The organism is Actinomadura montaniterrae (assembly GCF_008923365.1).
Classification (GTDB): domain Bacteria; phylum Actinomycetota; class Actinomycetes; order Streptosporangiales; family Streptosporangiaceae; genus Spirillospora; species Spirillospora montaniterrae.
On sequence record NZ_WBMR01000154.1, the window covers coordinates 1 to 21,940 of the forward strand.

Below are 21,940 nucleotides of genomic sequence, written 5' to 3' on the forward strand. Positions count from 1 at the left end.
GGGGGCGGCGCGCCCTCGCCGGTGGGCGGCGGCGCGTAGATCGGCGGGGGCGGGCGGAACGGCTCGGGCGGATCGTCGGGGGGCTGGGCCATGCGGGTCCCTCCCGTGCGAGGGGTGGCGGTCAGGACGTGGCGGTCAGGACGTGTCGCGCAGGCGCCGGACGAGCGTGCTGTGCTCGCCGAGCGCGTCGAAGTCGCCGATCATCGCCGCGACGGCCTCGCGGACCAGCCGTCCCCGGTCGACCGGCAGGGCGTGGTCGGCGCGCAGCCGCAGCCTCAGCTGCTCGAGGGCGAGCAGCTCGTCGGAGGAGATGTACACGGTGATCTTGGAGTCGTGGCGCTGGCGGCCGGTGGGGCGGCGTCCGGCGTCCGGCGCCGCGACCCGGGACGGGCCGGTGCCCGGCACGGCGCGCTCCGCTCCCGCGCGCTCTGGGGCGGGGTACTCCGGCACGGCGTGCTCGGGGCGTGCGCGCCCGGGTGCGGGCGGGTGCCCGGACGTGCCGGGGGCGGGGCCGGGGCCGGGCGGCGGCGCGGTGGGCCGGAAGATCTCATCGACACCGGGCAGCCTTACCCGACGTGAGCCCACCTTCCGAGCACCTCCCGCGCCAGACCCCGGTATGCGTTCGCGCCCATCGAGTTCGGGTCGAAGTACGTGATCGGCTCCCCGGCGACGGTCGCGTCAGGAAACCGTACCGTGCGGTTGATGACCGTGTGGAAGACCTTGTCGCCGAAGGCCTCGACGATGCGGCCGAGGACCTCGCGGGTGTGCAGGGTCCGCGAGTCGTACATGGTGCCGAGCACGCCGTCGATCACCAGGCCCGGGTTGATCCGGCCCTGCACCTTGTCGATGGTCTCCATCAGCAGCGCGACGCCGCGCATCGCGAAGTACTCGCACTCCAGCGGGATCAGCACGCCCTCGCTGGCCGCCAGCGCGTTCACGGTCAGCAGGCCGAGCGACGGCTGGCAGTCGATCAGGATGTAGTCGTAGTGCGGGACGGCGGACTTCAGCGCGCCCTGCAGGATGTACTCGCGGCCGACCTCGTGGACGAGCTGGACCTCGGCGCCGGACAGGTCGATGTTGCTCGGCAGCAGGTCCATGCCGTCGACGCCGGTCTCCAGGACGACGTCCTCCCACTCGGTGTCGCGCTCGAGCAGCAGGTTGTGGATCGTCATGTCGAGCTGGCGCGGGTCGCCCTTGCCGAGGCCGACCGACAGGGCGCCCTGCGGGTCGAAGTCGACGAGCAGCACCCGGCGGCCGTACTCGGCGAGCGCGGCGCCCAGGTTGATCGTCGTGGTCGTCTTGCCGACGCCGCCCTTCTGGTTGCAGACGGCGACGATGCGGGCGGGCCCGTGCTCGGCCAGCGGTTCCGGCTCCGGAAAGACGGGCACGGGTCGCTGAGTCGGGCCGAGGGCCCGACTCGGATCGGTCTCTATGGTGGCGGAGGAGAGGACTCCATGCCCGCCGTTCGTGCTGGTCACCAGATCCCTCCCCGGCGGCCGGGAATGCCGTCCAGAACGGGGACTCTAGGGCTCCGTCCCCCGGGTCTCAAGCCGACGCGCGCCGAGTGTCGGGATTTGTCGCGGCGCCGCGGCCGTGCGTCCCCGCGTGCGCGGCGGGCGCGGCCGCATCGCTCAGCTCCGGGCGCGCGGGTGCGAGGTGGCGTACACCTCGCGCAGCAGCTGGACCGTCACCAGAGTGTAGACCTGTGTGGTCGTCACGGAGGCGTGTCCGAGCAATTCCTGGACGACGCGCACGTCGGCGCCGCCGTCCAGCAGGTGGGTGGCGAACGAGTGCCGCAGCGTGTGCGGCGACACCTGCGTCAGCCGGGCCCGGTCGGCGGCGGCGCGCAGCACCATCCAGGCGCCCTGCCGCGACAGCCGCCCGCCGCGGGCGTTCAGGAACAGCGCGGGGCCGCCGCGTCCGGCGCCGGCGAGCTCGGGGCGCGCGCGGACGAGGTAGGCGTCGACGGCCCGCGCCGCGTAGTCGCCGATCGGGACGACGCGGGCCTTGCCGCCCTTGCCGGCGACGCGGGCGAACCCGTCGGCGAGGTCGAGGTCGTCGACGTCGAGGCCGACCGCCTCGGAGATCCGGGCGCCGGACCCGTACAGCAGTTCCAGCAGCGCGCGGTCGCGCAGGCCGCGGGCGGTGCCGGCGTCGCCGTCGGACGGCCCGGCGGCCGCGGCGAGCAGCCGCTCGACCTCCTCCAGCGTGATGGCCTTGGGGAGCCGCCGCGGCGGGGTCGGCGGTTTGACGTCGTGCGCGGGGTCGTCGGACGCGAGTCCTTCGCGGAGCGCGAACCGGTGCAGCCCGCGGACGGCGACGAGCGCGCGCGCGGCCGATCCCGCCGACAGCGGCGGGTGTTCCTCGTCGCCTTCCCGCAGGCCCACGAGGAACGCGCGGACGTCGTCCTCGGTGATGGCGCCGATGGAGGTGCGGCCCCGGCCGTCCTGCACCCGGACGTAGCGGAGCAGGTCGCGGCGGTAGGAGGACAGGGTGTTGGCGGCGAGTCCCCGTTCCACGGCGAGGTGCCCCAGGTAGGTGCGCACCACCGCCTCAAGCGCGGACCCGGCGCCCTGCACGGTCGCAACGTCCTCGGCAGGCGCGACGCCCTGAGCAAGCGCGACACCCTCGGCTGGCGCAATGTCCTCGGCTGGCGCGACGCCCTCGGCAGGCGCGACGTCCTGAGCGGGCGCGACGTCCTGAGCGGGCGCGACGTCCTGAGCGGGCGCGACGTCCTGAGCGGGCGCGGCGTCCTTGGTGGACGGGGCGTCCTGGGCGGGGGGCCGCTCGGCGGGCCGGCGGGTCGTGCTCGGGGACAGTGCGGCACCTCTTCTGACGGTCGGTCGGCTCGGTCGGGGTCGGCTCGAGGCGGGTCGCGACGTGCCCCATCATGCCCCCTCCCGCCCCGCCGTGCAGACGGTCTGTGTCTACTGCGCCCCTGGCCCAAGGACCTCGCCTGGCGGCTCGGCCCTTGACCGCGGTCGTGCGAGCGCGACCCCGCTTCGCGGGCTTCCCGGTGGGGGCTCGCCTCCGGGCTTCGCCCCCACCGGTCAGATGACGCGCTCGCGCGACGGTTCCGCACTTCGAGCCGGCCCCTTCCCGGCCCGCGCGCGAGGCGGGTCAGCCCTCCGGGGCGTCGACGGGGCGCAGGTCGCGGTAGCCGCCGGCGCGCGCCGCGTGCACCGCGAGGATCCCCACGCAGGCGATCATGTTGTGCACGTCGCCCGCGAGGACCTTGCGGACGGCCTCGTCCAGCGGCACCCACACGACCGGCATGTCGGCCTCCTCGTGCACCCGCTCGAAGTCGATCTCCTCGGCGGGCACCTGGACGAGGTCGCGGGCGAGGAAGATCCGGCTGCGCTCGTTCGACATCCCCGACGAGGGGAACACGTCGGCGAGGGTGTCCCAGCGCGCGGCCCGGTACCCGGCCTCCTCCAGCAGCTCCCGCTCGGCGAGCTTGTGCAGCGGCTCCCCCGCGACGTCGCGGAGCCCGGCGGGGGTCTCCCACAGCAGCCGCTCGACGGGGTGCCGGTACTGGCGCAGCATCAGCACCCGGTCGCGGTCGTCGAGGGCGAGGACGCCGACGGAGCCGAGGTGCTCGATGACGTCGCGGCCGACGACCTCGGTGCCGCCGCCGGGTCTGGCCGGCATCTCGACGCGGTCGCGGCGGACGTTGAACACGTGCCCGGTGAACGCGGTCGACTCCTCGACGACCTTCCAGCGCTCCGGCAGGTCGCGGACGTCGTCCGGGCCGAGCTCGGGGCCGGGCCGCGGGCCGGCGCTCACGACGCGTCCGACGCGTCCGACGCGTCCGACGCGTCCGACGCGCGGGCGTCGGCGTACTCGATCGCCGCGGCGACCAGGCCGGTGAACAGCGGGTGCGGGCGGGTCGGCCGGGACCGGAACTCCGGGTGCGCCTGCGTGCCGACGAAGAACGGGTGGGCCTCGCGGGGCAGCTCGACGTACTCGACGAGCCGGCCGTCCGGGGACAGCCCGGAGAACCGCAGCCCCGCCTCCTCCAGCCGGCCGCGGTAGGCGTTGTTGACCTCGTAGCGGTGCCGGTGCCGCTCGGAGACCTTCGCCTCCCCGTACAGCTCCCGCACCACCGACCCGTCGGCGAGGTCGGCCGGGTAGAGGCCGAGCCGCATCGTGCCGCCCATGTCGCGCTCGCCGGCGACGACGTCGACCTGGTCGGCCATGGTCGCGACCACCGGGTGGGCGGTCTCGGCGTCGAACTCGGCGCTGCCGGCGCCGGCGAGGCCGGCGAGGTCGCGCGCCGCCTCGATCACCATGCACTGCAGGCCGAGGCAGATGCCGAGCAGCGGGACGCGGTTCTCGCGGGCGTGCCGGATCGCGCCGAGCTTGCCCTCGATGCCGCGGACGCCGAACCCGCCGGGGATCAGCACCCCGTCCACGCCGTCCAGCTCCCGCTTGGCGCCCTCGGGCGTCTCGCAGTCGTCGCTCTTCACCCAGCGGATGTGCACCTTGGCGTCGTTGCCGAAGCCGCCGTGCCGCAGCGCCTCCGTCACCGACAGGTAGGCGTCGGGCAGGTCGATGTACTTGCCGACCAGCGCGATCGTGACCTCGCGGGCGGGCTTGTGGACGCGGCGCAGCAGCCGGTCCCAGGCGCCCCAGTCGACGTCCCGGAACGGCAGCCCGAGCCGGCGCACCACGTAGGCGTCCAGGCCCTCGGCGTGCAGCACCTTCGGGATGTCGTAGATGGACGCGGCGTCGACCGCGGACACCACGGCCTCGCGGTCCACGTCGCACATCAGGCTGATCTTGTGCTTGAGCCCGTCGGTGATCGGCCGGTCCGACCGGCACACGATCGCGTCGGGCTGGATGCCGATGGAGCGCAGCGCGGCGACGGAGTGCTGCGTCGGCTTGGTCTTCAGCTCGCCGGACGGCCCGATGTAGGGCAGCAGCGACACGTGCAGGAAGAAGCAGTTGTCGCGGCCGATCTCGTGCCGGATCTGCCGGACCGACTCCAGGAACGGCAGCGACTCGATGTCGCCGACGGTCCCGCCGACCTCGGTGATGACGATGTCGACCTCGGTGTCGTCCGCCATCCCGCGGATGCGGTCCTTGATCTCGTTGGTGATGTGCGGGATCACCTGCACGGTGTCGCCGAGGTACTCGCCGCGCCGCTCCTTGGCGATCACGTTGGAGTAGACCTGGCCGGTGGTGACGTTCGCGGACCCGTGCAGTTCGGTGTCCAGGAACCGCTCGTAGTGGCCGATGTCCAGGTCGGTCTCGGCGCCGTCGTCGGTGACGAACACCTCGCCGTGCTGGAACGGGTTCATGGTGCCGGGGTCGACGTTGAGGTAGGGGTCCAGCTTCTGCATGGTGACCCGCAGCCCGCGAAGGGTGAGAAGCCGCCCCAGGCTGGAGGCCGTCAGTCCCTTGCCGAGGCTGGAGGCGACACCGCCGGTGACGAAGAGGTGCTTGGTAGGACGTGATCTACCAGTGGCTGCCGAAGGCAAGAAGGCGCTCCCGTGGTCGTTGCGAGGCGGCGTTCCGACGTGCTCGGTACCGCACTGTCCACGGGCCACCAGGATAACAGCCGGGCACGGGTGCGCCATCCCGGGCGTGTCCCGCTCCCGCTGGTCAGAGGGTACGGGACGGGCGGCCCGCGCCCCCCGGCCCGCGGGCCGGGGGGATGGTCAGATCCGCGGGGTCGCCGCGGTCGGCATGATGGTGCGCAGCTGGCGGGTCAGCTCGTCGATCAGGGAACGGGCCTGGTCGGCGGCCTGCCGGGCGGCGTCGCGCTCCTGGGACAGCTCGGCGATCTGCGCGCGCTGCTCGGTGACGGCCTGGGCGAGCTGGTCGACCCACTGGTCGCGTTCGGCGAGCTTCTCGGCGACGGCGTCGCGCTCGGCGGCCATCTGCCGCATCCCGGCGACCGCCTTGTCGCGCTCCCGGCCGGCCTGGTCGGCGCGGCCCCGGGCGAGCGTCAGCTCCGACTCGGCCCGCGCCTGCGACTGCACCGCGGCCTCCCGGGTGCGGTCGGCGGCCTCGCGCGCCTTGGCGCTGGCGTCGCGCTCGCGCTCGGCCTTCTTGGCGGCCTCCAGCGACTGCGCGGCGGTGTCGAGGGCCTGCTGGCGCTCGGCCTCCGCGGCCTCGGCGCGGGTGATGGCCTCCTGCGCGCGGCGCTCGGCGTCCTGAGCGCGCCGCTCCGCCTCCTGCGCGCGGCGCTCGTTCTCCTGGGCGCGGCGCTCGGACTCCTGCGCGCGTCGGCGCGTCTCGTCGGCCTCCTTGCCGGCGGCGACGACGGCGTGCTGCAGGTTCTGCGCGGTCATCTCCGCGTCGGTCACCTTGGAGCGCAGCGCCGACAGCTCGCCGTGCGCGGCCTCCAGGGCCCGCGACAGCTCGGCGGCCTGCTCGGCGACCCGGTCCCGCTCGGCCTCGGCGGAGCGGCGGCCGCCGACGGCGTCCTCGACGGCGCGCAGCGCGTCGTCGCGGGCCTCGCTCATCGCGTCGCGCTGCTGGATGGCCTGCCGGACGGTCGCCTCGGCCTCGGCGACGCGGCGCTCGGCCTGCTCGGCCTGGGCCTGCGCCTGCTCCATCTGGGCGCGGGCCTGCTCGGCCTGCGCGCGCGCCTGGTCGGCCTGGACGCGGGCCTGCTCGGCCTGCCCGCGGGCCTGGTCGGCCTGGGCGCGGCCCTGCTGCGCCTGGTTCCAGGCGGCCGCGGCGTCGCGCTGCGCGGCCTCCTTCTCCTGCTGCAGGGCGGCGATCTGGGTGACGGCCTCGTTCTGCACCTCGCCGGCGCGCCGCTCGGCCTCGGCCACCTTGCGCTCGGCGTCCACGGCGCGGCGGTCGGCCTGCTCGGCCTGGCCGCGGGCGCGCTGCACCTCGCCCCAGGCGGCCGCGGCGTCGCGCTGCGCCGACTCCTTCTCCGCCTGGATCGCCGCCACCTGCGACGCGGCCTCGTTCTGCGCCTCGGTGACGCGGCGCTCGGCGTCGACCGCGCGGCGGTCGGCCTGCTCGGCCTGGCCGCGGGCGCGCTGCACCTCGCCCCAGGCGGCCGCGGCGTCGCGCTGCGCCGACTCCTTCTCCGCCTGGATCGCCGCCACCTGCGAGGCGGTCTCGGTCTGCGCCTCGGTGACCTTGCGCTCGCCGGCGGCGAGCGCGTCGCCGATGAGGTCGGCCATCTGGCGGAGCCGCTCGACGATGTCCCACGGCTGGGCCTCGGGCTGCTCGCCCTCGGGGCGTCCGGCGTCCGCGCCCTGGCCGGGCTGCTGGGGCTTGGCCATCTGGATCGGCTGCTGGGCGGCAGGCACGGGCACGTCGGACCCGCGGCCCGGGTCACGCCCCATCGCGGGCCAGGGAGAACCCGCGTCCGGGACTCCGCGCGAACCACCCGATCCGTTCAGCTCACTCACTGGTCTCCTCGCCTCGTGGTCCGGAGACGGTCGAGCGGCGCGCCGGGACGCCCGCTCGGGTCGCTGCGTTCCTCGCCTCGCGGCTCGTCACTTCGCTCACACGTCTCCTCGCCGACGGCTCCGTGCAGGGGGCCGTGTTCCGCGGGGGCTGTCATGGACATGGCGCTCGCGTCACTCCTCGCCCGAGGGCTCGTCGCTCCGCTCACTGAAGGCACTCTAGTGCCGACCAGCGGAACGTTTGCCCAGTTTGGGGTTTAGTTTCGTGCTCGCCTCTCGGTGCGGACGGGGGCCGCACGCCTGGTCACACCCCGTACGGGCCCCCTGCCGACCCCCCAACGGTGCCACGGGTCACACCGCGCCGCGCGGGAAAGCGCGGACCCGGCCGCCGGGTGGGATGATTCCGCACCATGGAGCTTCGCACCCTGTATCCGCCGATCGAGCCCTACGACTCGGGGCTGCTGGACGTCGGCGACGGCAACCGGATCCACTGGGAGGTCTGCGGGAACCCCGACGGAAAGCCGGCGGTGATGCTGCACGGCGGGCCGGGCGGCGGGTGCAGCCCCGCGCACCGCCGGCAGTTCGACCCGGAGCGGTACCGGATCGTGCTGTTCGACCAGCGCAACTGCGGCCGGAGCCTGCCGCACGCCAAGGACCCGGAGGTGTCGCTGGAGGCGAACACCACCTGGCGTCTCGTCGCGGACATGGAGCGGCTGCGCGAGCACCTCGGCATCGAGCGGTGGCTGGTGTTCGGCGGGAGCTGGGGCAGCGCGCTGGCGCTGGCGTACGCGCAGACGCATCCGGAGCGGGTGAGCGAGCTGGTGCTGCGCGGCATCTTCACGCTGCGGCCGTTCGAGCTGTACTGGTTCTACCAGGAGGGCGCGTCGCTGATCTTCCCCGACCTGTGGGAGAAGTACGTCGAGCCGATCCCGGAGGACGAGCGGGAGGACCTGATGTCCGCCTTCCATGAGCGGCTCAACTCCCCCGACCGGGACGTGCGGGTCGCGGCGGCGAAGGCGTGGGCGACGTGGGAGGGCTCGACGCTGACGCTGCGCCCGGACCCGGAGATGGCGGAGGGGTTCGGCGAGCCGGACTACGCGGTGGCGTTCGCGCGGATCGAGAACCACTACTTCGTGAACGAGGGGTTCTTCGAGGACGAGCAGCTGATCAGGGACGTCGACAAGATCCGGCACATCCCGGCCGTGATCGTGCAGGGCCGCTACGACGTGTGCACGCCCGCGGCGACGGCGTGGGACCTGCACCGGGCGTGGCCGGAGGCGGAGTTCCACATCGTGGACGACGCGGGGCACGCCTACAGCGAGCCGGGGATCCTGCACCGGCTCGTGGAGGCGACCGACCGTTTCGCCGAGTCGGGCTGAGCCGCTTCGGCCGGCCGGACCGGGACGCCGTACCGGACACGCCTCAATGGCGTCCGGTGCATGACCGCAAAGGGCCGGGATTCCGCGGGCGCGCGGGGTCCCGGCCGCGTCCGGAATGACCTCCGGACGGGCGCAATCCTTACCGTGCCGCTAACCCTGTCTTACCCGGCGGCAAGGCAACCTCCCCCTTGAAGGTGAGGCACCCGGGCCTCCCAGGGCCCGCGTCCGCGCCCTTGGCCCACATCCGCCCCACGACCCCGCGCGACGGCCCGACCTCCCGCGATGCGGCGTGACGCCGACCGCACCCCTCCCGTTGTCACCGAATCCTAGTGACTTACCTCACACAACCGATACACAAAAAAGCTCTGTTCGCGCGCGCCGAACATTAAGGTTGCGTTCAGGAACGCGCACCGCGCGCCCGCCCGCGAAGCCGCCAGTACCTCCTGCGTAACGCGGGGAATGGCGCGCCACGGCCCCGAGAACGGTCGGCCGAAATTACCCCGAATTTGGCAAGCGTCTTGCCATACCCGCTGCCCGCCGGGCTAAACATCCTGACGATAACATTACGGAACGATCACCCGGCGAGATTCGCTAAGTTGCCTGGACATGGCACCGCAACCCCTGGAATCACCGACCCGACGCCCCGATCCGGACGAGACGAGCGAGGACGTGCAACTCCAGGAGCCGAGCCTCACCGACGGCCCCGAACTGTGGCGGATCGCCCGGGACTCCAAGGTCCTGGACGTCAATTCGCCCTACAGCTACGCCCTCTGGTGCCGTGACTTCGCCGACACCTCCGTGGTCGCCCGCGACGGCGGCCGCCCCTGCGGTTTCGTCACCGGCTACGTCCGTCCGTCCCGCCCCGACACCTTCTTCGTGTGGCAGGTGGCGGTTGACGACGCTCATCGCGGGCAGGGATTGGCACGCCGCATGCTGGACCGCCTCGGCGACCGGCTGGCGGCCCGCGGCCTCCGCTTCATGGAGGCCACCGTGACTCCGGACAACAAAGCGTCGGAGGCGATGTTCGCCTCGTTCGCCCGGGCCCGCGGCTGCGACCTGACCCGCGAGCCGCTGTTCGGCCCGGAGCACTTCCCGGGCGGCGGACACGAGCCCGAGGTGCTGTTCCGGATCGGCCCGTTCGGCCCCGCGACCTGACCCGCGGCCGGCGGAACCGCCGCCGGCCGGACCGCCCGAGTCCGCCTCGAGTCCGCCCCGAGTCCGCTCCGACCCGTACGCACCCGACCGGTGCCGCCCGGTACCGCGTCCCGCCCGAACCGCTCCCACCCCCGACACCTGCCGGAGGCAGAACATGGACGTTTTCGCCCGCATGGAATCGGAAGTCCGCGGCTACTGCCGAAGCTGGCCCACGGTGTTCAGCACCGCACAGGGCTCCCACATCACCGATGAGAACGGCCGCACCTACCTCGATTTCTTCGCCGGCGCGGGAACCCTCAACTACGGACACAACAACCCTCAGCTGAAACGCCGGCTGATGGACTATCTCGCGAGCGACGCCATTGTGCACAGCCTCGACATGTACACCACGGCCAAGCGGGAGTTCCTGGAACGCTTCAACGAGCACGTGCTGGAGCCGCGCGGGCTCGACTACAAGGTCCAGTTCCCCGGCCCGGCGGGCAACAACTCGGTCGAGGCGGCACTGAAACTGGCGCGCAAGTACACCGGGCGGGAGACCGTCGTCAGCTTCACCAACGCCTTCCACGGCATGACGCTCGGCGCGCTGGCGGTCACCGGGAACTCGATGAAGCGCACCGGCGCCGGCGTGCCGCTCGGGCACGGCGTCGCGATGCCCTACGACAACTACCTCGACGGCCGCACCCCCGACTTCCTGCTCTTCGACACGATGCTGGACGACAGCGGCAGCGGCCTGGACAAGCCCGCCGCCGTGATCGTGGAGACCGTCCAGGGCGAGGGCGGCATCAACGTCGCCACCGCCGAGTGGCTGCGCGGCCTGCAGGACCTGTGCCGCCGGCACGACATCCTGCTGATCGTCGACGACGTGCAGATGGGCTGCGGCCGCACCGGCCCGTTCTTCAGCTTCGAGGACGCCGGGATCACCCCCGACATCGTCTGCCTGTCCAAGTCCCTCAGCGGCTACGGGCTGCCGTTCGCGGTCACGCTCATGAAGCGCGAGCTGGACGTGTGGGACCCGGGCGAGCACAACGGCACCTTCCGCGGCTTCAACCCCGCATTCGTCACCGCCGTCGCCGCGCTGGAGGACCACTGGACCGGCGAGGGCATGGAGAAGCAGACCCTCAAGAAGGGCCAGCAGGTCCAGACGGCGCTGGAGGAGATCGCGCTCGCGCACGCCGGCGCCGTCGACTCCGTCCGCGGCCGCGGCCTCGCGTGGGGCCTGGTGATGAAGGACCCGCAGGACGCGCCGAAGGTGTGCGGCGAGGCGTTCGCCCGGGGGCTGCTGATGGAGACCTCCGGCCCCGAGGGCGAGGTCGTCAAGCTGCTGCCGCCGCTCACCACCACCGAGACCGAGCTGGCCCACGGCCTGGAGATCATCGCCGAGTCCGTCGAGGCCGTCCGTACCAAGGTGTCGGTCTGACCCGGCCGCCGGGCCGGATCGCCGCCGCGTAACACACCGGAAAAGAGGAATTCATGATCGTTCGCTCCCTTGACGAGATCATCGGCACCGAGCGCGACGTGCAGGCGCCGACCTGGTGCAGCCGGCGCTTCGTGCTGGCCAAGGAGGGCGTGGGGTTCTCGCTGCACGAGACGATCCTTTACGCGGGCACCGAGACGAAGATGTGGTACGCGAACCACATCGAGGCCGTCTACTGCATCGACGGTGAGGGCGAGCTCACCAACGACGAGACGGGCGAGAAGCACGAGATCAAGCCGGGCGTGATGTACCTGCTCAACGGGCACGAGCACCACACCCTTCGCGCCCACACGGACGTCAAGACCGTGTGCGTCTTCAATCCCCCCTGCACCGGTCGGGAGGTCCATGACGAGAACGGGGTCTATCCGCTGCTCACCGAGGAGGACGCATGAGCATCATCGAGTCGCACCCGTCGATCGACGACGCCTACCCCACCCGCAAGGCCGCCGAGGCGGCGCTGCTGTACCGGCAGGACCCGGTCGTGTACGGCGGCCCCGGCGACGGCCCCATCGACGCCGCCACCCTCGACTCCTTCGACCGCGACGGATTCCTGTCCGTCGAGCAGCTGCTCGCGCCGGAGGAGGTCGAGGACTACCGCGCCGAGCTGCGCCGGCTGGCCTCCGACCCGCGGATCCTGGCCGACGAGCGCACGGTCACCGAGCGCGGCTCCGACGAGGTCCGCTCCATCTTCGAGGTCCACAAGATCAGCGACGTGTTCGCGCAGCTGGTCCGCGACCCGCGGGTGGTCGGCCGGGCCCGCCAGCTGCTCGGCTCCGACGTGTACGTGCACCAGAGCCGGGTGAACTACAAGCCGGGCTTCACCGGCAAGGACTTCTACTGGCACTCCGACTTCGAGACCTGGCACGCCGAGGACGGCATGCCGAGGATGCGCGCGGTGAGCATTTCCATCGCGCTGACGGAGAATTTCGTGCACAATGGCGGGCTAATGATCATGCCCGGTTCGCACAAGACGTTCGTGGCCTGTGTCGGGGAGACCCCGTCCGACCACTACAAGGAGTCGCTGCGCGGGCAGGAGATCGGCACCCCCGACCCGAACAGCCTGTCGATCCTCGCCGACAAGCACGGGATCGAGCTGTTCACCGGGCCCGCGGGCTCGGCCACCATGTTCGACTGCAACTGCATGCACGGCTCGAACGGGAACATCACCCCGTTCCCCCGGTCCAACGTGTTCGTCGTGTTCAACAGCGTGGAGAACACGTGCGTCGAGCCGTTCTCCGCCCCGGCGCCGCGCCCGCCGTTCATCGGCGCCCGCGACTTCACCCCCATCCGCGACTGACGCGGCGTCACGTTCCCCGCTCCCAACTGGATATCCCCGACAACGGTCCCGCGCCCGCGGGGGGCTTCTCCACGGCCCCCCCCCGGGGGGGGGATCCCCCCCGGCCCCCGGGGGGCCCGGGCCACCCCCCATCCCTGCAGGAGTTCAACGATGACTTCCTCGAGACGCGACTTCCTCCGCACCGCCGTTCTGCTGTCCGCCGCCGTCCCCCTGGCCGCGGCGGGCTGCTCCACGACGGATCCGGACAAGGAGGTCTCCGGCGGCGGCACCCTCGACAAGGCCAAGAAGGCCGGCAAGATCACCGTGGGGTTCGCCAACGAGGCCCCCTACGGCTTCACCGACAAGGACGGCAAGCTGACCGGCGAGGCGCCGGAGCTCGCCCGCGTCATCTTCAAGAAGCTCGGCATCGACAAGGTCGAGGGCGTCCAGGTGGACTTCGGCGGCCTGATCGGCGGCCTCAACGCCAAGCGGTTCGACGCGATCGCCGCCGGCATGTTCATCACCCCCGAGCGGTGCGCGTCCGCGGCGTTCGCCAACCCCGAGTACGTCGCCAAGAGCGCCTTCATGGTGCCGAAGGGCAACCCGAAGGGCCTGAAGAACCAGAACGACCCGGCGAAGGCGGGCGTCCGGGTCGGCGTGCTGACCGGCGCCGTCGAGCAGGGCTACGCCGAGAAGAGCGGCGTCAAGAAGAGCAACATCAAGACGTTCCAGGACCAGGCCAGCGCCTACGAGGGCCTGAAGTCCGGGCGCATCGACTGCATCTGGCTGACCCGCATCTCGCTGGCGGACCTGCTGTCCAAGCACCAGGACGGCAAGTACGAGGTGACGGACGCCTTCACGCCCGTCATCGACGGCAAGGAGCAGCTCGGCGCCGGCGCGTTCGTGTTCCGCAAGGCCGACTCCGACCTGCTGAACGCCTGGAACGCCCAGCTCGCCGCGCTGGAGAAGGGCAACCAGCTGCTGCCGGTCCTGCAGCCGTTCGGGTTCACCCAGGCGGAGATGCCGAGCCCGGCCGACACCGCCGCCAAGTTCTGCCAGGGCTGATCGGTGTCGCAGGTCCTCGACAGCTATCACCAGTGGCTGGAGGGCGCGTGGCTGACCTTCCGGCTCACCGTCTTCGGCGGCGTGCTCGCGCTGGTGCTCGCGCTGCTCTTCGGGCTCGCGGGCACCGCGCGCAGCGGGTGGGTCCGCGCGCTGAACCGGGTGTACGTGGAGTTCTTCCGCGGCACCGCGACACTGGTGCTGCTCTACTGGTTCTTCTACGCGCTGCCCCTCATCGGCCTCCGGTTCACCACCCTGTTCGCGGCGATCCTCGCGCTCGGCATGAACGTCGGCGCGTACGGCGCCGAGGTGGTGCGCGGTTCGATCAAGGCCGTCCCCCAAGCGCAGTACGAGGCGACGGTCGCGCTGAACTTCTCGCCCTTCCAGCGGATGCGGCGCGTCCTGCTGCCGCAGGCGTTCGCGCTGATGCTGCCGCCGTTCGGCAACCTGCTCATCGAGCTGATGAAGGGCACCGCCATCGTCTCGCTCGTCGGCCTCGTCGACATCACGCACGTGTCCAAGAACGTGCAGGGCAGCACCGGGCAGACCGTGTGGTCGTTCACGGTCGCGCTGGTGCTGTACTTCGTGATCGCGCAGGTGCTGCAGCTGTTCGTCCGGTACGCCGAACGGCGGGTGGACCGGATGCTCGGCCGCCGTCCCTCCCGTGAGCCCGACCTCGGGACGGTCGCGGCGGGCGCACCCGGAGCGGGGGTGGCCGGCTGATGAGCTGGGACTGGAACTACACCGGCGACATCATCCCCGACCTGCTGGACGGGCTGCGCTACACCGTCATCGCGACGCTGGCCGGCTACGTCATCGCGGTGCTCCTCGGCCTCGTGTGGGCGATGCTGCGCCGCGCCCCGAACGCCGTCGTCAGCCAGACGGTGCGATGGGTCACCGAGTTCATCCGGTCGACGCCGCTGATCCCGCAGCTGTACTTCGTGTACTACGTGCTGCCGTCGTGGGGGCTGACCATCGGGTCGCTCACCGCCGGGATCATCACGCTCGGGCTGCACTACTCGACCTACACCGCCGAGGTGTACCGGGCGGGCATCTCCGACATCCCGAAGGGGCAGTGGGAGGCGTGCACCGCGCTGAACCTGCCCCGGTCGCGGGTGTGGCTGGACGTGATCCTGCCGCAGGCGATCCGCCGGGTGATCCCGACGCTCGGCAACTACCTCATCGCGATGTTCAAGGACTCGCCGATGCTGCTGGCGATCAACGTGACGGAACTGCTGATGTCGGCGTACCAGGTCGGCTCGCGGAGCCTGCGGTTCCTGGAACCGATCACGCTGGTGGGCCTGCTGTTCATCATCGTCAGCGTCATATCCTCGATTCTCGTCCGCCGCCTGGAGAGGCGCTATGCCACCAACTGACACCGCACCGGAAGCCCCCACGCCCGAACAGGAGTCGCCGGGCGTCTCCACCGAGAAGAAGGGCGTCGGCAAGGAGGACGGCGACGGCGCGGCGGCCGCGCTGCCGCGCGGCGACGCCCCCGGGATCCGCTTCGAGAAGGTCGTCAAGCGGTTCGGCTCCAACACCGTCCTGCGCGAGCTCGACTTCGCCGTCGAGCCCGGCGAGCGGGTGACGCTGATCGGGCCGAGCGGATCGGGCAAGACCACGATCCTGCGGCTGCTCATGACCCTGGAGAAGCTCGACGACGGGCTGATCTGGATCGGCGACGACACCCTCTGGCACATGGACAAGGGCGGGCGCCGCGTCCCCGCCAACCAGAAGCACCTGCACGAGATGCGCAAGCAGGTCGGCATGGTGTTCCAGCAGTTCAACCTGTTCCCCAACATGAACGTGCTGCGCAACCTCACCGAAGGGCCGGTGCGGGTGCTCGGCACGTCCAAGGACGAGGCCGTCGAGCGCGCCCGCGGCCTGCTGGACATGGTCGGGCTCTCCGACAAGGAGAACGCCCACCCCTCGCAGCTGTCCGGCGGCCAGCAGCAGCGCGTCGCGATCGCGCGGGCGCTCGCCATGCAGCCCCGGGTGCTGCTGCTGGACGAGGTGACCTCCGCGCTGGACCCCGAACTCGTCGTCGGCGTGCAGGACCTGCTGCGCGACATCGCCCGCGAGAGCGACCTGACGATGCTGTGCGTCACCCACGAGATGACCTTCGCCAAGGACATCTCCAACCGGGTGCTGATGTTCGACCAGGGCCAGATCGTCGAGGAGGGCCCGCCGGACCAGATCTTCGGCGAGCCCGCCGAGCAGCGCACCCGCGACTTCCTGCAGGCGGTGCTCGCCTCCTGACCGCGGCCCGCAGGGGTTAGTCTCGATCCGTTCGACATCGCCCGCGTCCCCGTCGCCCCGGGGACGCGGGCGATCCCCGTTCAGGCCGTCGTCGGGGCGCCGTCAGGGCACCATCGGGGCGTCGTCAGGGCTCCTCCGGCGGACGCCGGGTGATCATCGGGGCGAGGTGGCGGCGGGCGTAGCGGCGCGCGCGGTCGTCGTCGCCCAGCGGGACGCAGCCGTCCGGCGCCAGCACGAACGACAGCATCACCCGGATCAGCGTCTCCGCGGTCACGTCGGCGTCCTCGGCGACGTCCGGGGCGACGCCGTCCGCGCCCCGCAGCACCCCGGCCAGGAACGTCCGCGCCGCCGCCAGGAACGGTCCGCTGTCGACCGTCAGGAACGGCAGCAGCGCGTCCGGCTCCGTCGCCATCAGCCGCTGGAACAGCCCGTGCCCGCGGGCGTGCCGCAGCGTCACCACGAACCCCTCCGCGACCCGGTCGGCCACGCCCGGCAGGCCGTCCACCGCCGCCGTGAACACCTCCAGGAACCGCCGCACCTCCCGCAGCAGCACCGCCTCGACCAGCGCGTTCTTGGACGCGAACCGGCGGTAGACGGTGATCCGGGCGACACCGGCGCGGCGCGCGACGTCCTCCATCGAGGTGCGGCGCAACCCGAACTCGGCGAACTGCTCCAGCGCGGCGTCCAGCACACGCGCGCTGGTCGGGTCCGCGTCGTGATCGTGCGCGAGGACGCGGGCGAGCATGTTCTCGGGGGGAACGGCGGCCATCGCCCGCCAGCGTAGTCGTGCCGGCCACGACCCCGGCTGTGTCCTCCACAAGCCCGGCCCAGCGCGCTCGCCTGGCGGCTCGCGCGCTGACCGTGCTTGGGCGAGCGCGACCTCGCTTCGCGAGCTGCCCGGTGGGGGCTCGCCTTCGGCTTCGCCCCCACCGGTCAGATAACGCGCTCGCGCGACGGCTGAGGTCGCCGCCCCGGGGCCCGGTGGCGCGGGTCAGGCGATGCCGGGCCAGGCTGCTGTTACGAGGTCCGACCAGCGGGGCTGGGGGATGTCGGCGCCGAACTGGCGGGCCAGTTCGTACGGGAGCGAGCCGATCGGGGCCTTGGCCGGGTTCGCGACGATCTGGCCGACGATGATCTCGGCGAGGCCGCAGCCCGGCTCGAGGCGGGGGAACGCGGCGTGGGCGGCCTCGGCGACGTCCCCGGGGAGCCGATCCAGGACCGGGCCGGCGACGTCGGCGCTGGTCCCGGCGTGGGTGAGGGCGATCTCCGGGCCCATGCGGCTCGCGATGCCGCGGCTGGTGTGCAGGGCGATGGCCGCCCAGACGACGCGGACCCGGTCGGCGTCGAACCCGTTCCCGGTGAGGAACTCGGCGGCGAGGTCGGCGCCGTCCACCTCGAAGCGGTGGCCGCCGTTCCCCCGCTCGGTCAGCCCGAGGTCGTGCAGGACGCTCGCCAGGAACAGCGTCTCGTCGTCGTAGTCGGCGCCGGGACGCAGGCCCCGCGCCTCACCGATGGCGCGGGCGAACAGGTAGGTGCGGACGCTGTGGTTGGCGAGCGCCGCCGTCCCGGTGGCGAACACCAGCTCGTAGGACTTGCGGGTCAGGTCGGTGTCGGGCAGCGAGAACTCGGCGAAGTGGTCGGACACGAAGGCTCCTCGGACGTGGTGCTCGGGGACGCCACCGATCGTCCGACGCCGTCCGGGGGCCCGGCCAGTGTCCGGACTGCCGATGTGCGCTACGTTCTGGCCATGCCCGAACCTCACGTCGTCGCGGTGCTCGCGCTGGACGGGGTCGTGGCGTTCGACCTCGCGACCCCTGGCCAGGTGTTCGGGACGACGACCACGGCCGACCTCGTCCCCCTCTACGACGTCCGCGTCTGCACGCCTCCGGGCGGCGCGCGCACCTCCGCCGCGCTCGGCCGGATGCGGGTCGACGCCCCGTACGGCCTGGACGCGCTGGCGGCGGCGGACACGATCGTCGTCCCCGGCCACGAGGGCGTCGCGGACGATCCGCCCGGCGAGGTCCTGGACGCGCTGCGGTCCGCGGCGGCCAGGGGTGCCCGGATCGCGTCGATCTGCGTCGGCGCGTTCGTCCTGGCGGCGGCGGGCCTGCTGGACGGGCACCGCGCGACGACACACTGGCACTACGCGCGCGCTCTGGCGCACCGGTATCCGCAGGTGGAGGTGGACCCGTCCGTCCTGTACGTCGACAACGGGCAGGTGCTCACGTCGGCGGGCGTCGCGGCGGGCGTCGACCTGTGCCTGCACATCGTCCGCCGCGACCACGGCTCGGCGACGGCGGCGCGGACGGCGCGGCGGATCGTCATGCCGCCGCAGCGCGACGGCGGGCAGGCGCAGTTCATCCGGCACGACGAGCCGCCGGACGGCGCGGCGGCGCTGCAGCCGACGCTGGCCTGGCTGGAGGCGAACCTGCACCGTCCGCTGGCGCTGGACGACATCGCGCGGCACGCGTCGTGCAGCGTCCGGACGCTGACCCGGCGGTTCCGGGAGCAGGCCGGGACGACGCCGCAGCAGTGGCTGTCGCACGCGCGGGTGCGCCGCGCCCAGCAGCTGCTGGAGGACACCGACCTGCCGGTCGAACGGGTGGCCGCCGAGGCGGGGTTCGGGTCGCCGGTGACGCTGCGCGCGCACTTCGCCCGGCGGGTCGGCGCGTCGCCGCTGGCCTACCGGGGCGCGTTCCGCGCGCGCTCGGGGTGATCGTCCGCCCCGCCGCGCCGTCTACCGAATGCTGTTCGGTACCGTGGCGGTGACGATGCGGGGAGGGATGCGACGGATGAGCGCTGCGATCGCCGGGCTCGGAATGACGGAGCTCGGCCGGGTGTACGGGCGCAGCCCGCGGCGGCTGGCGGCCGACGCGGTGCGGCTCGCCGCGGCCGACGCCGGCCTCGGCCTGGCCGACCTGGACGGGCTGCTGGTCAGCCACGGCATGGGCGGCTCGCCCGGGATCGAGCTGGCCGACACGCTCGGCCTGCGGGACCTGCGGCTGCTGACCCAGATGAACGCCTTCGGCGCCACCGCCGGGGCCATGGTCGCGCACGCGGCGATGTCCGTGATGAGCGGCGCCGCGACCACGGTCGCGTGCGTGTTCGCCGACGCGCCGCTGAAGCCGAAGCAGTCGGCGGGCTCGGCCTACAACCGCAACGCCCGCGAATGGTACGGCTACGGCGGCATGACGGCGGCGCTCGGGCTGCGCAGCGTCAACTCCTTCTACGCGCTGGCCGCGCAGCGGCACATGTCCCGGTACGGGACGACCAGCGAGCAGCTCGGCGCGATCGCGGTGTCCACACGGGAGTGGGCGGCGCGCAACCCCCTCGCGCAGATGCGCGAACCGATCACCATCGCCGACCACCAGGCGTCCCGCTGGGTGTCGGAACCCCTCCACCTGCTCGACTGCTGCCTGGTCTCCAACGGCGCCATCGCGGTCATCGTGACCAGCGCCGACCGCGCCCGCGACCTCGCCCGGCCGCCCGTCCACCTGTGGGGATGGGGGCAGGGCCACCCCGGGCACCGCAAGGAGCGCGGCAGCGAGTTCGGGCTGACCACCGGCGCCGTCTCCTCCGGCGCGACCGCGATGAAGATGGCCGGGATCACCCCGTCCGACGTGGACGTGTGCGAGCTGTACGACTGCTACACCTACACCGTCCTGGTGTCCCTGGAGGACTACGGGTTCTGCGCCAAGGGCGAGGGCGGCGCGTTCGCCGCGTCCGGCGCCCTCGGCCCCGGCGGGTCGCTGCCCACCAACACCGGCGGCGGGCAGCTGTCGGCGTACTACATGTGGGGCTTCACACCGCTGTCGGAGGCCGTCATCCAGGCGCGCGGCGACGGCGGGGAGCGGCAGGCGCCGTCCAACGACGTCGTCCTCGTCAGCGGCAACGGCGGCATCCTCGACCACCACTCCACCCTGATCGTCAGCCCGCACCCGAAGGGAGCCTGACCGATGGAGATCGGCGTTCTGCGGCGCGACGGGCGCACCGACCCGTTCTTCGACGGCACCGCCGCCGGCAAGCTCGTGATCAAGCGCTGCGAGGCGTGCGACCGCTGGTACGCGCCGGACGCGGGCGGCTGCCCCGAATGCGGCGAAGAGGAGCTGGCCTGGGCGGAGGCGAACGGCGAGGCGACCCTCGTGACCTGGACCGTCACCCACGGCCGGCCCGCCGAGGACGGCACCGTCCCGCCGCCCGCCTACCTCGCGCTCGTCGAGCTGGCCGAGGGCCCGTGGATGTACGCGCGGCTGGACGGCGTCTCCCCCGGCGACCTGCGCGAAGGGCTGCCGCTGCGGGCCTCGTTCGAGCACCCCGGCGAGGGCGAGTCGTACGTGCTGTTCCGCCCGGCCGCCTGACCGTCCAGGCCTGGACCGAATGACGTTCGGTCCGTTAGCGTCGGGGACATGAACACCGAGGTCTGCGCCACGTTCGGGATCGAGTTCCCGCTGTTCGCCTTCAGCCACTGCCGCGACGTCGTCGCCGCCGTCACCAACGCCGGCGGCTTCGGCGTCCTCGGCGCCGTCGCCTACACCCCCGACCGGCTGGAGGAGGAGCTGCGCTGGATCGACGACCACGTCGGCGGCCGCCCCTACGGCGTCGACGTCCTCGTCCCCGCCAAGATCGACGAGGCGGCCGAGCGCGCCGGACGCGGCGAGGGCGGCCTCGACACCCTGCTCGCCGCGGTCCCGCAGGAGCACTGGGACTTCCTCATCGGCCTGTTCGGCAAGTACGACGTCCCGCTGCCCGACTTCGAGAAGGCCAAGAAGACCAACGCGCGCGGCGGCACCTCGGTCACCAAGGAGGGCGCCACCGAGCTGATCGACGTGTCCCTCGCCCACCCGATCCGGCTCATCGCCAGCGCCCTCGGCACCCCGCCGCCGATCATGGTGGAGAAGGCCAAGGCCGCCGGGATCCCCGTCGCCGCGCTCGTCGGGACGGCCGAGCACGCCCGCCGCCAGGTCGCCGCCGGCGTCGACCTCGTCATCGCGCAGGGCGGCGAGGCCGGCGGGCACACCGGCGAGATCTCCACGATGGTGCTCGTCCCCGAGGTCGTCGACACCGTCGCGCCGGTGCCCGTCCTCGCCGCCGGCGGCATCGCCACCGGCCGCCAGATGGCCGCCGCGCTCGCGCTCGGCGCGTCCGGCGTCTGGTGCGGCTCCGTCTGGCTCACCACCGAGGAGGCCGAGACGGCGCCCGCCGTCAAGGAGAAGATGCTCGCCGCCACGTCCCGCGACACCATCCGGTCGCGGTCCCGCACCGGCAAGCCCGCCCGCCAGCTGCGCTCCGCCTGGACCGACGAGTGGGAGGGGCCGGACAGCCCCGGGCCGCTGGGGATGCCGCTGCAGATGATCGTCGCCGAGGGCGCGATGCGGCAGATCACCAAGGTCGCCGAGTCCGGCAACCCCGGCGCCCGCGCACTCGCGAACTACTTCGTCGGACAGTGCGTCGGCCTGATGAACACCGTCAAGCCCGCTCGCCAGGTCGTCTACGACATGGTCGAGGAGTTCGCCGACGCCGTCGAGCGCCTCAACACCATCACCTCGGCCGACTGACCGGCCCCGCCCGGCACGCCACGCCCGCCGGACACCCCCGATCCGACCTCCCTGCGCTCACCATCACAACGCAACGCCGCCGAGTCGGTTCGACATTGAGAGCATCGCTTTCAACGCGCATGCCGAACGATTTCGGGCCGAGTTCCAGTGCTCTTGAAGTGTGGAGTTCGCCGGGACTATCGGCTTTTGCGGTAATGATTCGCCGCACTTGATGGCGAGGGACATTCTGGGGGTGCATGGATGGCCTTCACCAGAGGGCATTGGGGTGACGCGTTCATTGGAGAATCACAGGAGGGGTGTTCGGGTGGTGGGGTGGCGCTTGCGTACGGGGCCGCCCCTCCAAAGTCAAGGGCGCCTTCGGCGTCGCTACGCGATGGACTTCGTCCACCCTTGACTTTGGA

At 72.5% G+C, this 21,940-nt stretch carries 21 protein-coding genes; 13 read left to right on the plus strand and 8 right to left on the minus strand.

The annotated features are described in order from the left end of the window. Positions 1-135 precede the first annotated feature (135 nt). From F9B16_RS35760 to F9B16_RS35785, 6 genes are all read right to left on the minus strand, one after another. Positions 136-585, minus strand: coding sequence for a hypothetical protein (locus F9B16_RS35760; RefSeq protein ID WP_151544648.1), 450 nt, complete (start codon positions 583-585; stop codon positions 136-138). Then, positions 567-1,433 (minus strand): ParA family protein, encoded by an 867-nt coding sequence (locus F9B16_RS35765; protein WP_225992232.1) that lies wholly within the window; start codon positions 1,431-1,433, stop codon positions 567-569. Before F9B16_RS35765 ends, F9B16_RS35760 begins: the two co-directional genes overlap by 19 nt. Before the next feature lie 198 nt (positions 1,434-1,631). Next, positions 1,632-2,579, minus strand: a complete 948-nt coding sequence (locus tag F9B16_RS35770; RefSeq protein ID WP_151544650.1) for a site-specific tyrosine recombinase XerD — start codon at positions 2,577-2,579, stop codon at positions 1,632-1,634. A 541-nt stretch (positions 2,580-3,120) separates the two neighbouring features. Continuing rightward, on the minus strand, positions 3,121-3,786 hold the full coding sequence (locus F9B16_RS35775) for an NUDIX domain-containing protein (RefSeq protein WP_151544651.1): 666 nt from the start codon (positions 3,784-3,786) through the stop codon (positions 3,121-3,123). Beyond that, a complete protein-coding gene (locus F9B16_RS35780) occupies positions 3,783-5,483 on the minus strand; it encodes a CTP synthase (RefSeq protein WP_151544652.1) in 1,701 nt (566 codons plus the stop codon). The genes F9B16_RS35775 and F9B16_RS35780 overlap by 4 nt, the downstream gene beginning before the upstream one ends. Before the next feature lie 180 nt (positions 5,484-5,663). Next, on the minus strand, positions 5,664-7,286 hold the full coding sequence (locus F9B16_RS35785) for a hypothetical protein (protein ID WP_151544653.1): 1,623 nt from the start codon (positions 7,284-7,286) through the stop codon (positions 5,664-5,666). A gap of 503 nt (positions 7,287-7,789) precedes the next feature. Here F9B16_RS35785 and pip point away from each other — a divergent pair. From pip to ehuA, 9 genes are all read left to right on the plus strand, one after another. Continuing rightward, positions 7,790-8,758, plus strand: a complete 969-nt coding sequence (gene pip, locus F9B16_RS35790) for a prolyl aminopeptidase (RefSeq protein ID WP_151544654.1) — start codon at positions 7,790-7,792, stop codon at positions 8,756-8,758. Positions 8,759-9,364: 606 nt separating this feature from the next. Further along, entirely contained in the window at positions 9,365-9,913 is a 549-nt protein-coding gene (gene ectA / locus F9B16_RS35795; RefSeq protein WP_192809158.1) for a diaminobutyrate acetyltransferase, read from the plus strand. Positions 9,914-10,067: 154 nt separating this feature from the next. Then, the gene (ectB, locus tag F9B16_RS35800; protein ID WP_151544655.1) at positions 10,068-11,330 is read left to right on the plus strand and encodes a diaminobutyrate--2-oxoglutarate transaminase; all 1,263 of its coding nucleotides are present in this window, start codon (positions 10,068-10,070) and stop codon (positions 11,328-11,330) included. Between the two features lie 53 nt (positions 11,331-11,383). Beyond that, complete coding sequence (locus F9B16_RS35805) at positions 11,384-11,779, plus strand: ectoine synthase (protein WP_151544656.1); 396 nt, start codon at positions 11,384-11,386, stop codon at positions 11,777-11,779. Then, entirely contained in the window at positions 11,776-12,684 is a 909-nt protein-coding gene (gene thpD / locus F9B16_RS35810) for an ectoine hydroxylase (protein WP_151544657.1), read from the plus strand. The genes F9B16_RS35805 and thpD overlap by 4 nt, the downstream gene beginning before the upstream one ends. Positions 12,685-12,834: 150 nt before the next feature. Continuing rightward, entirely contained in the window at positions 12,835-13,728 is an 894-nt protein-coding gene (gene ehuB / locus F9B16_RS35815) for an ectoine/hydroxyectoine ABC transporter substrate-binding protein EhuB (RefSeq protein ID WP_151544658.1), read from the plus strand. Between the two features lie 3 nt (positions 13,729-13,731). Further along, positions 13,732-14,448, plus strand: coding sequence for an ectoine/hydroxyectoine ABC transporter permease subunit EhuC (gene ehuC, locus F9B16_RS35820; protein WP_151544659.1), 717 nt, complete (start codon positions 13,732-13,734; stop codon positions 14,446-14,448). Then, the gene (ehuD, locus tag F9B16_RS35825; RefSeq protein WP_192809159.1) at positions 14,448-15,101 is read left to right on the plus strand and encodes an ectoine/hydroxyectoine ABC transporter permease subunit EhuD; all 654 of its coding nucleotides are present in this window, start codon (positions 14,448-14,450) and stop codon (positions 15,099-15,101) included. The genes ehuC and ehuD overlap by 1 nt, the downstream gene beginning before the upstream one ends. Continuing rightward, positions 15,088-15,984 (plus strand): ectoine/hydroxyectoine ABC transporter ATP-binding protein EhuA, encoded by an 897-nt coding sequence (gene ehuA / locus F9B16_RS35830; protein WP_151544661.1) that lies wholly within the window; start codon positions 15,088-15,090, stop codon positions 15,982-15,984. The genes ehuD and ehuA overlap by 14 nt, the downstream gene beginning before the upstream one ends. A 124-nt stretch (positions 15,985-16,108) precedes the next feature. Here ehuA and F9B16_RS35835 read toward each other — a convergent pair whose 3' ends face one another. Next, a complete protein-coding gene (locus F9B16_RS35835) occupies positions 16,109-16,753 on the minus strand; it encodes a TetR/AcrR family transcriptional regulator (protein ID WP_151544662.1) in 645 nt (214 codons plus the stop codon). Between the two features lie 222 nt (positions 16,754-16,975). Next, complete coding sequence (locus F9B16_RS35840) at positions 16,976-17,629, minus strand: HD domain-containing protein (protein ID WP_151544663.1); 654 nt, start codon at positions 17,627-17,629, stop codon at positions 16,976-16,978. Positions 17,630-17,731: 102 nt separating this feature from the next. Here F9B16_RS35840 and F9B16_RS35845 point away from each other — a divergent pair, with 102 nt between their 5' ends. The 4 genes from F9B16_RS35845 to F9B16_RS35860 all read left to right on the plus strand — a co-directional run bounded on the left by F9B16_RS35845 (position 17,732) and on the right by F9B16_RS35860 (position 21,539). Further along, positions 17,732-18,700 (plus strand): GlxA family transcriptional regulator, encoded by a 969-nt coding sequence (locus tag F9B16_RS35845; protein ID WP_151544664.1) that lies wholly within the window; start codon positions 17,732-17,734, stop codon positions 18,698-18,700. A gap of 76 nt (positions 18,701-18,776) precedes the next feature. Continuing rightward, a complete protein-coding gene (locus F9B16_RS35850; RefSeq protein WP_151544665.1) occupies positions 18,777-19,937 on the plus strand; it encodes a thiolase family protein in 1,161 nt (386 codons plus the stop codon). A 3-nt stretch (positions 19,938-19,940) separates the two neighbouring features. Further along, a complete protein-coding gene (locus F9B16_RS35855; protein ID WP_151544666.1) occupies positions 19,941-20,342 on the plus strand; it encodes a Zn-ribbon domain-containing OB-fold protein in 402 nt (133 codons plus the stop codon). 48 nt (positions 20,343-20,390) lie between these two features. Then, positions 20,391-21,539 carry an NAD(P)H-dependent flavin oxidoreductase gene (locus tag F9B16_RS35860; RefSeq protein ID WP_151544667.1) on the plus strand — a complete coding sequence of 383 codons (1,149 nt, stop codon included), beginning with the start codon at positions 20,391-20,393 and terminating at the stop codon, positions 21,537-21,539. Positions 21,540-21,940 lie beyond the last annotated feature (401 nt).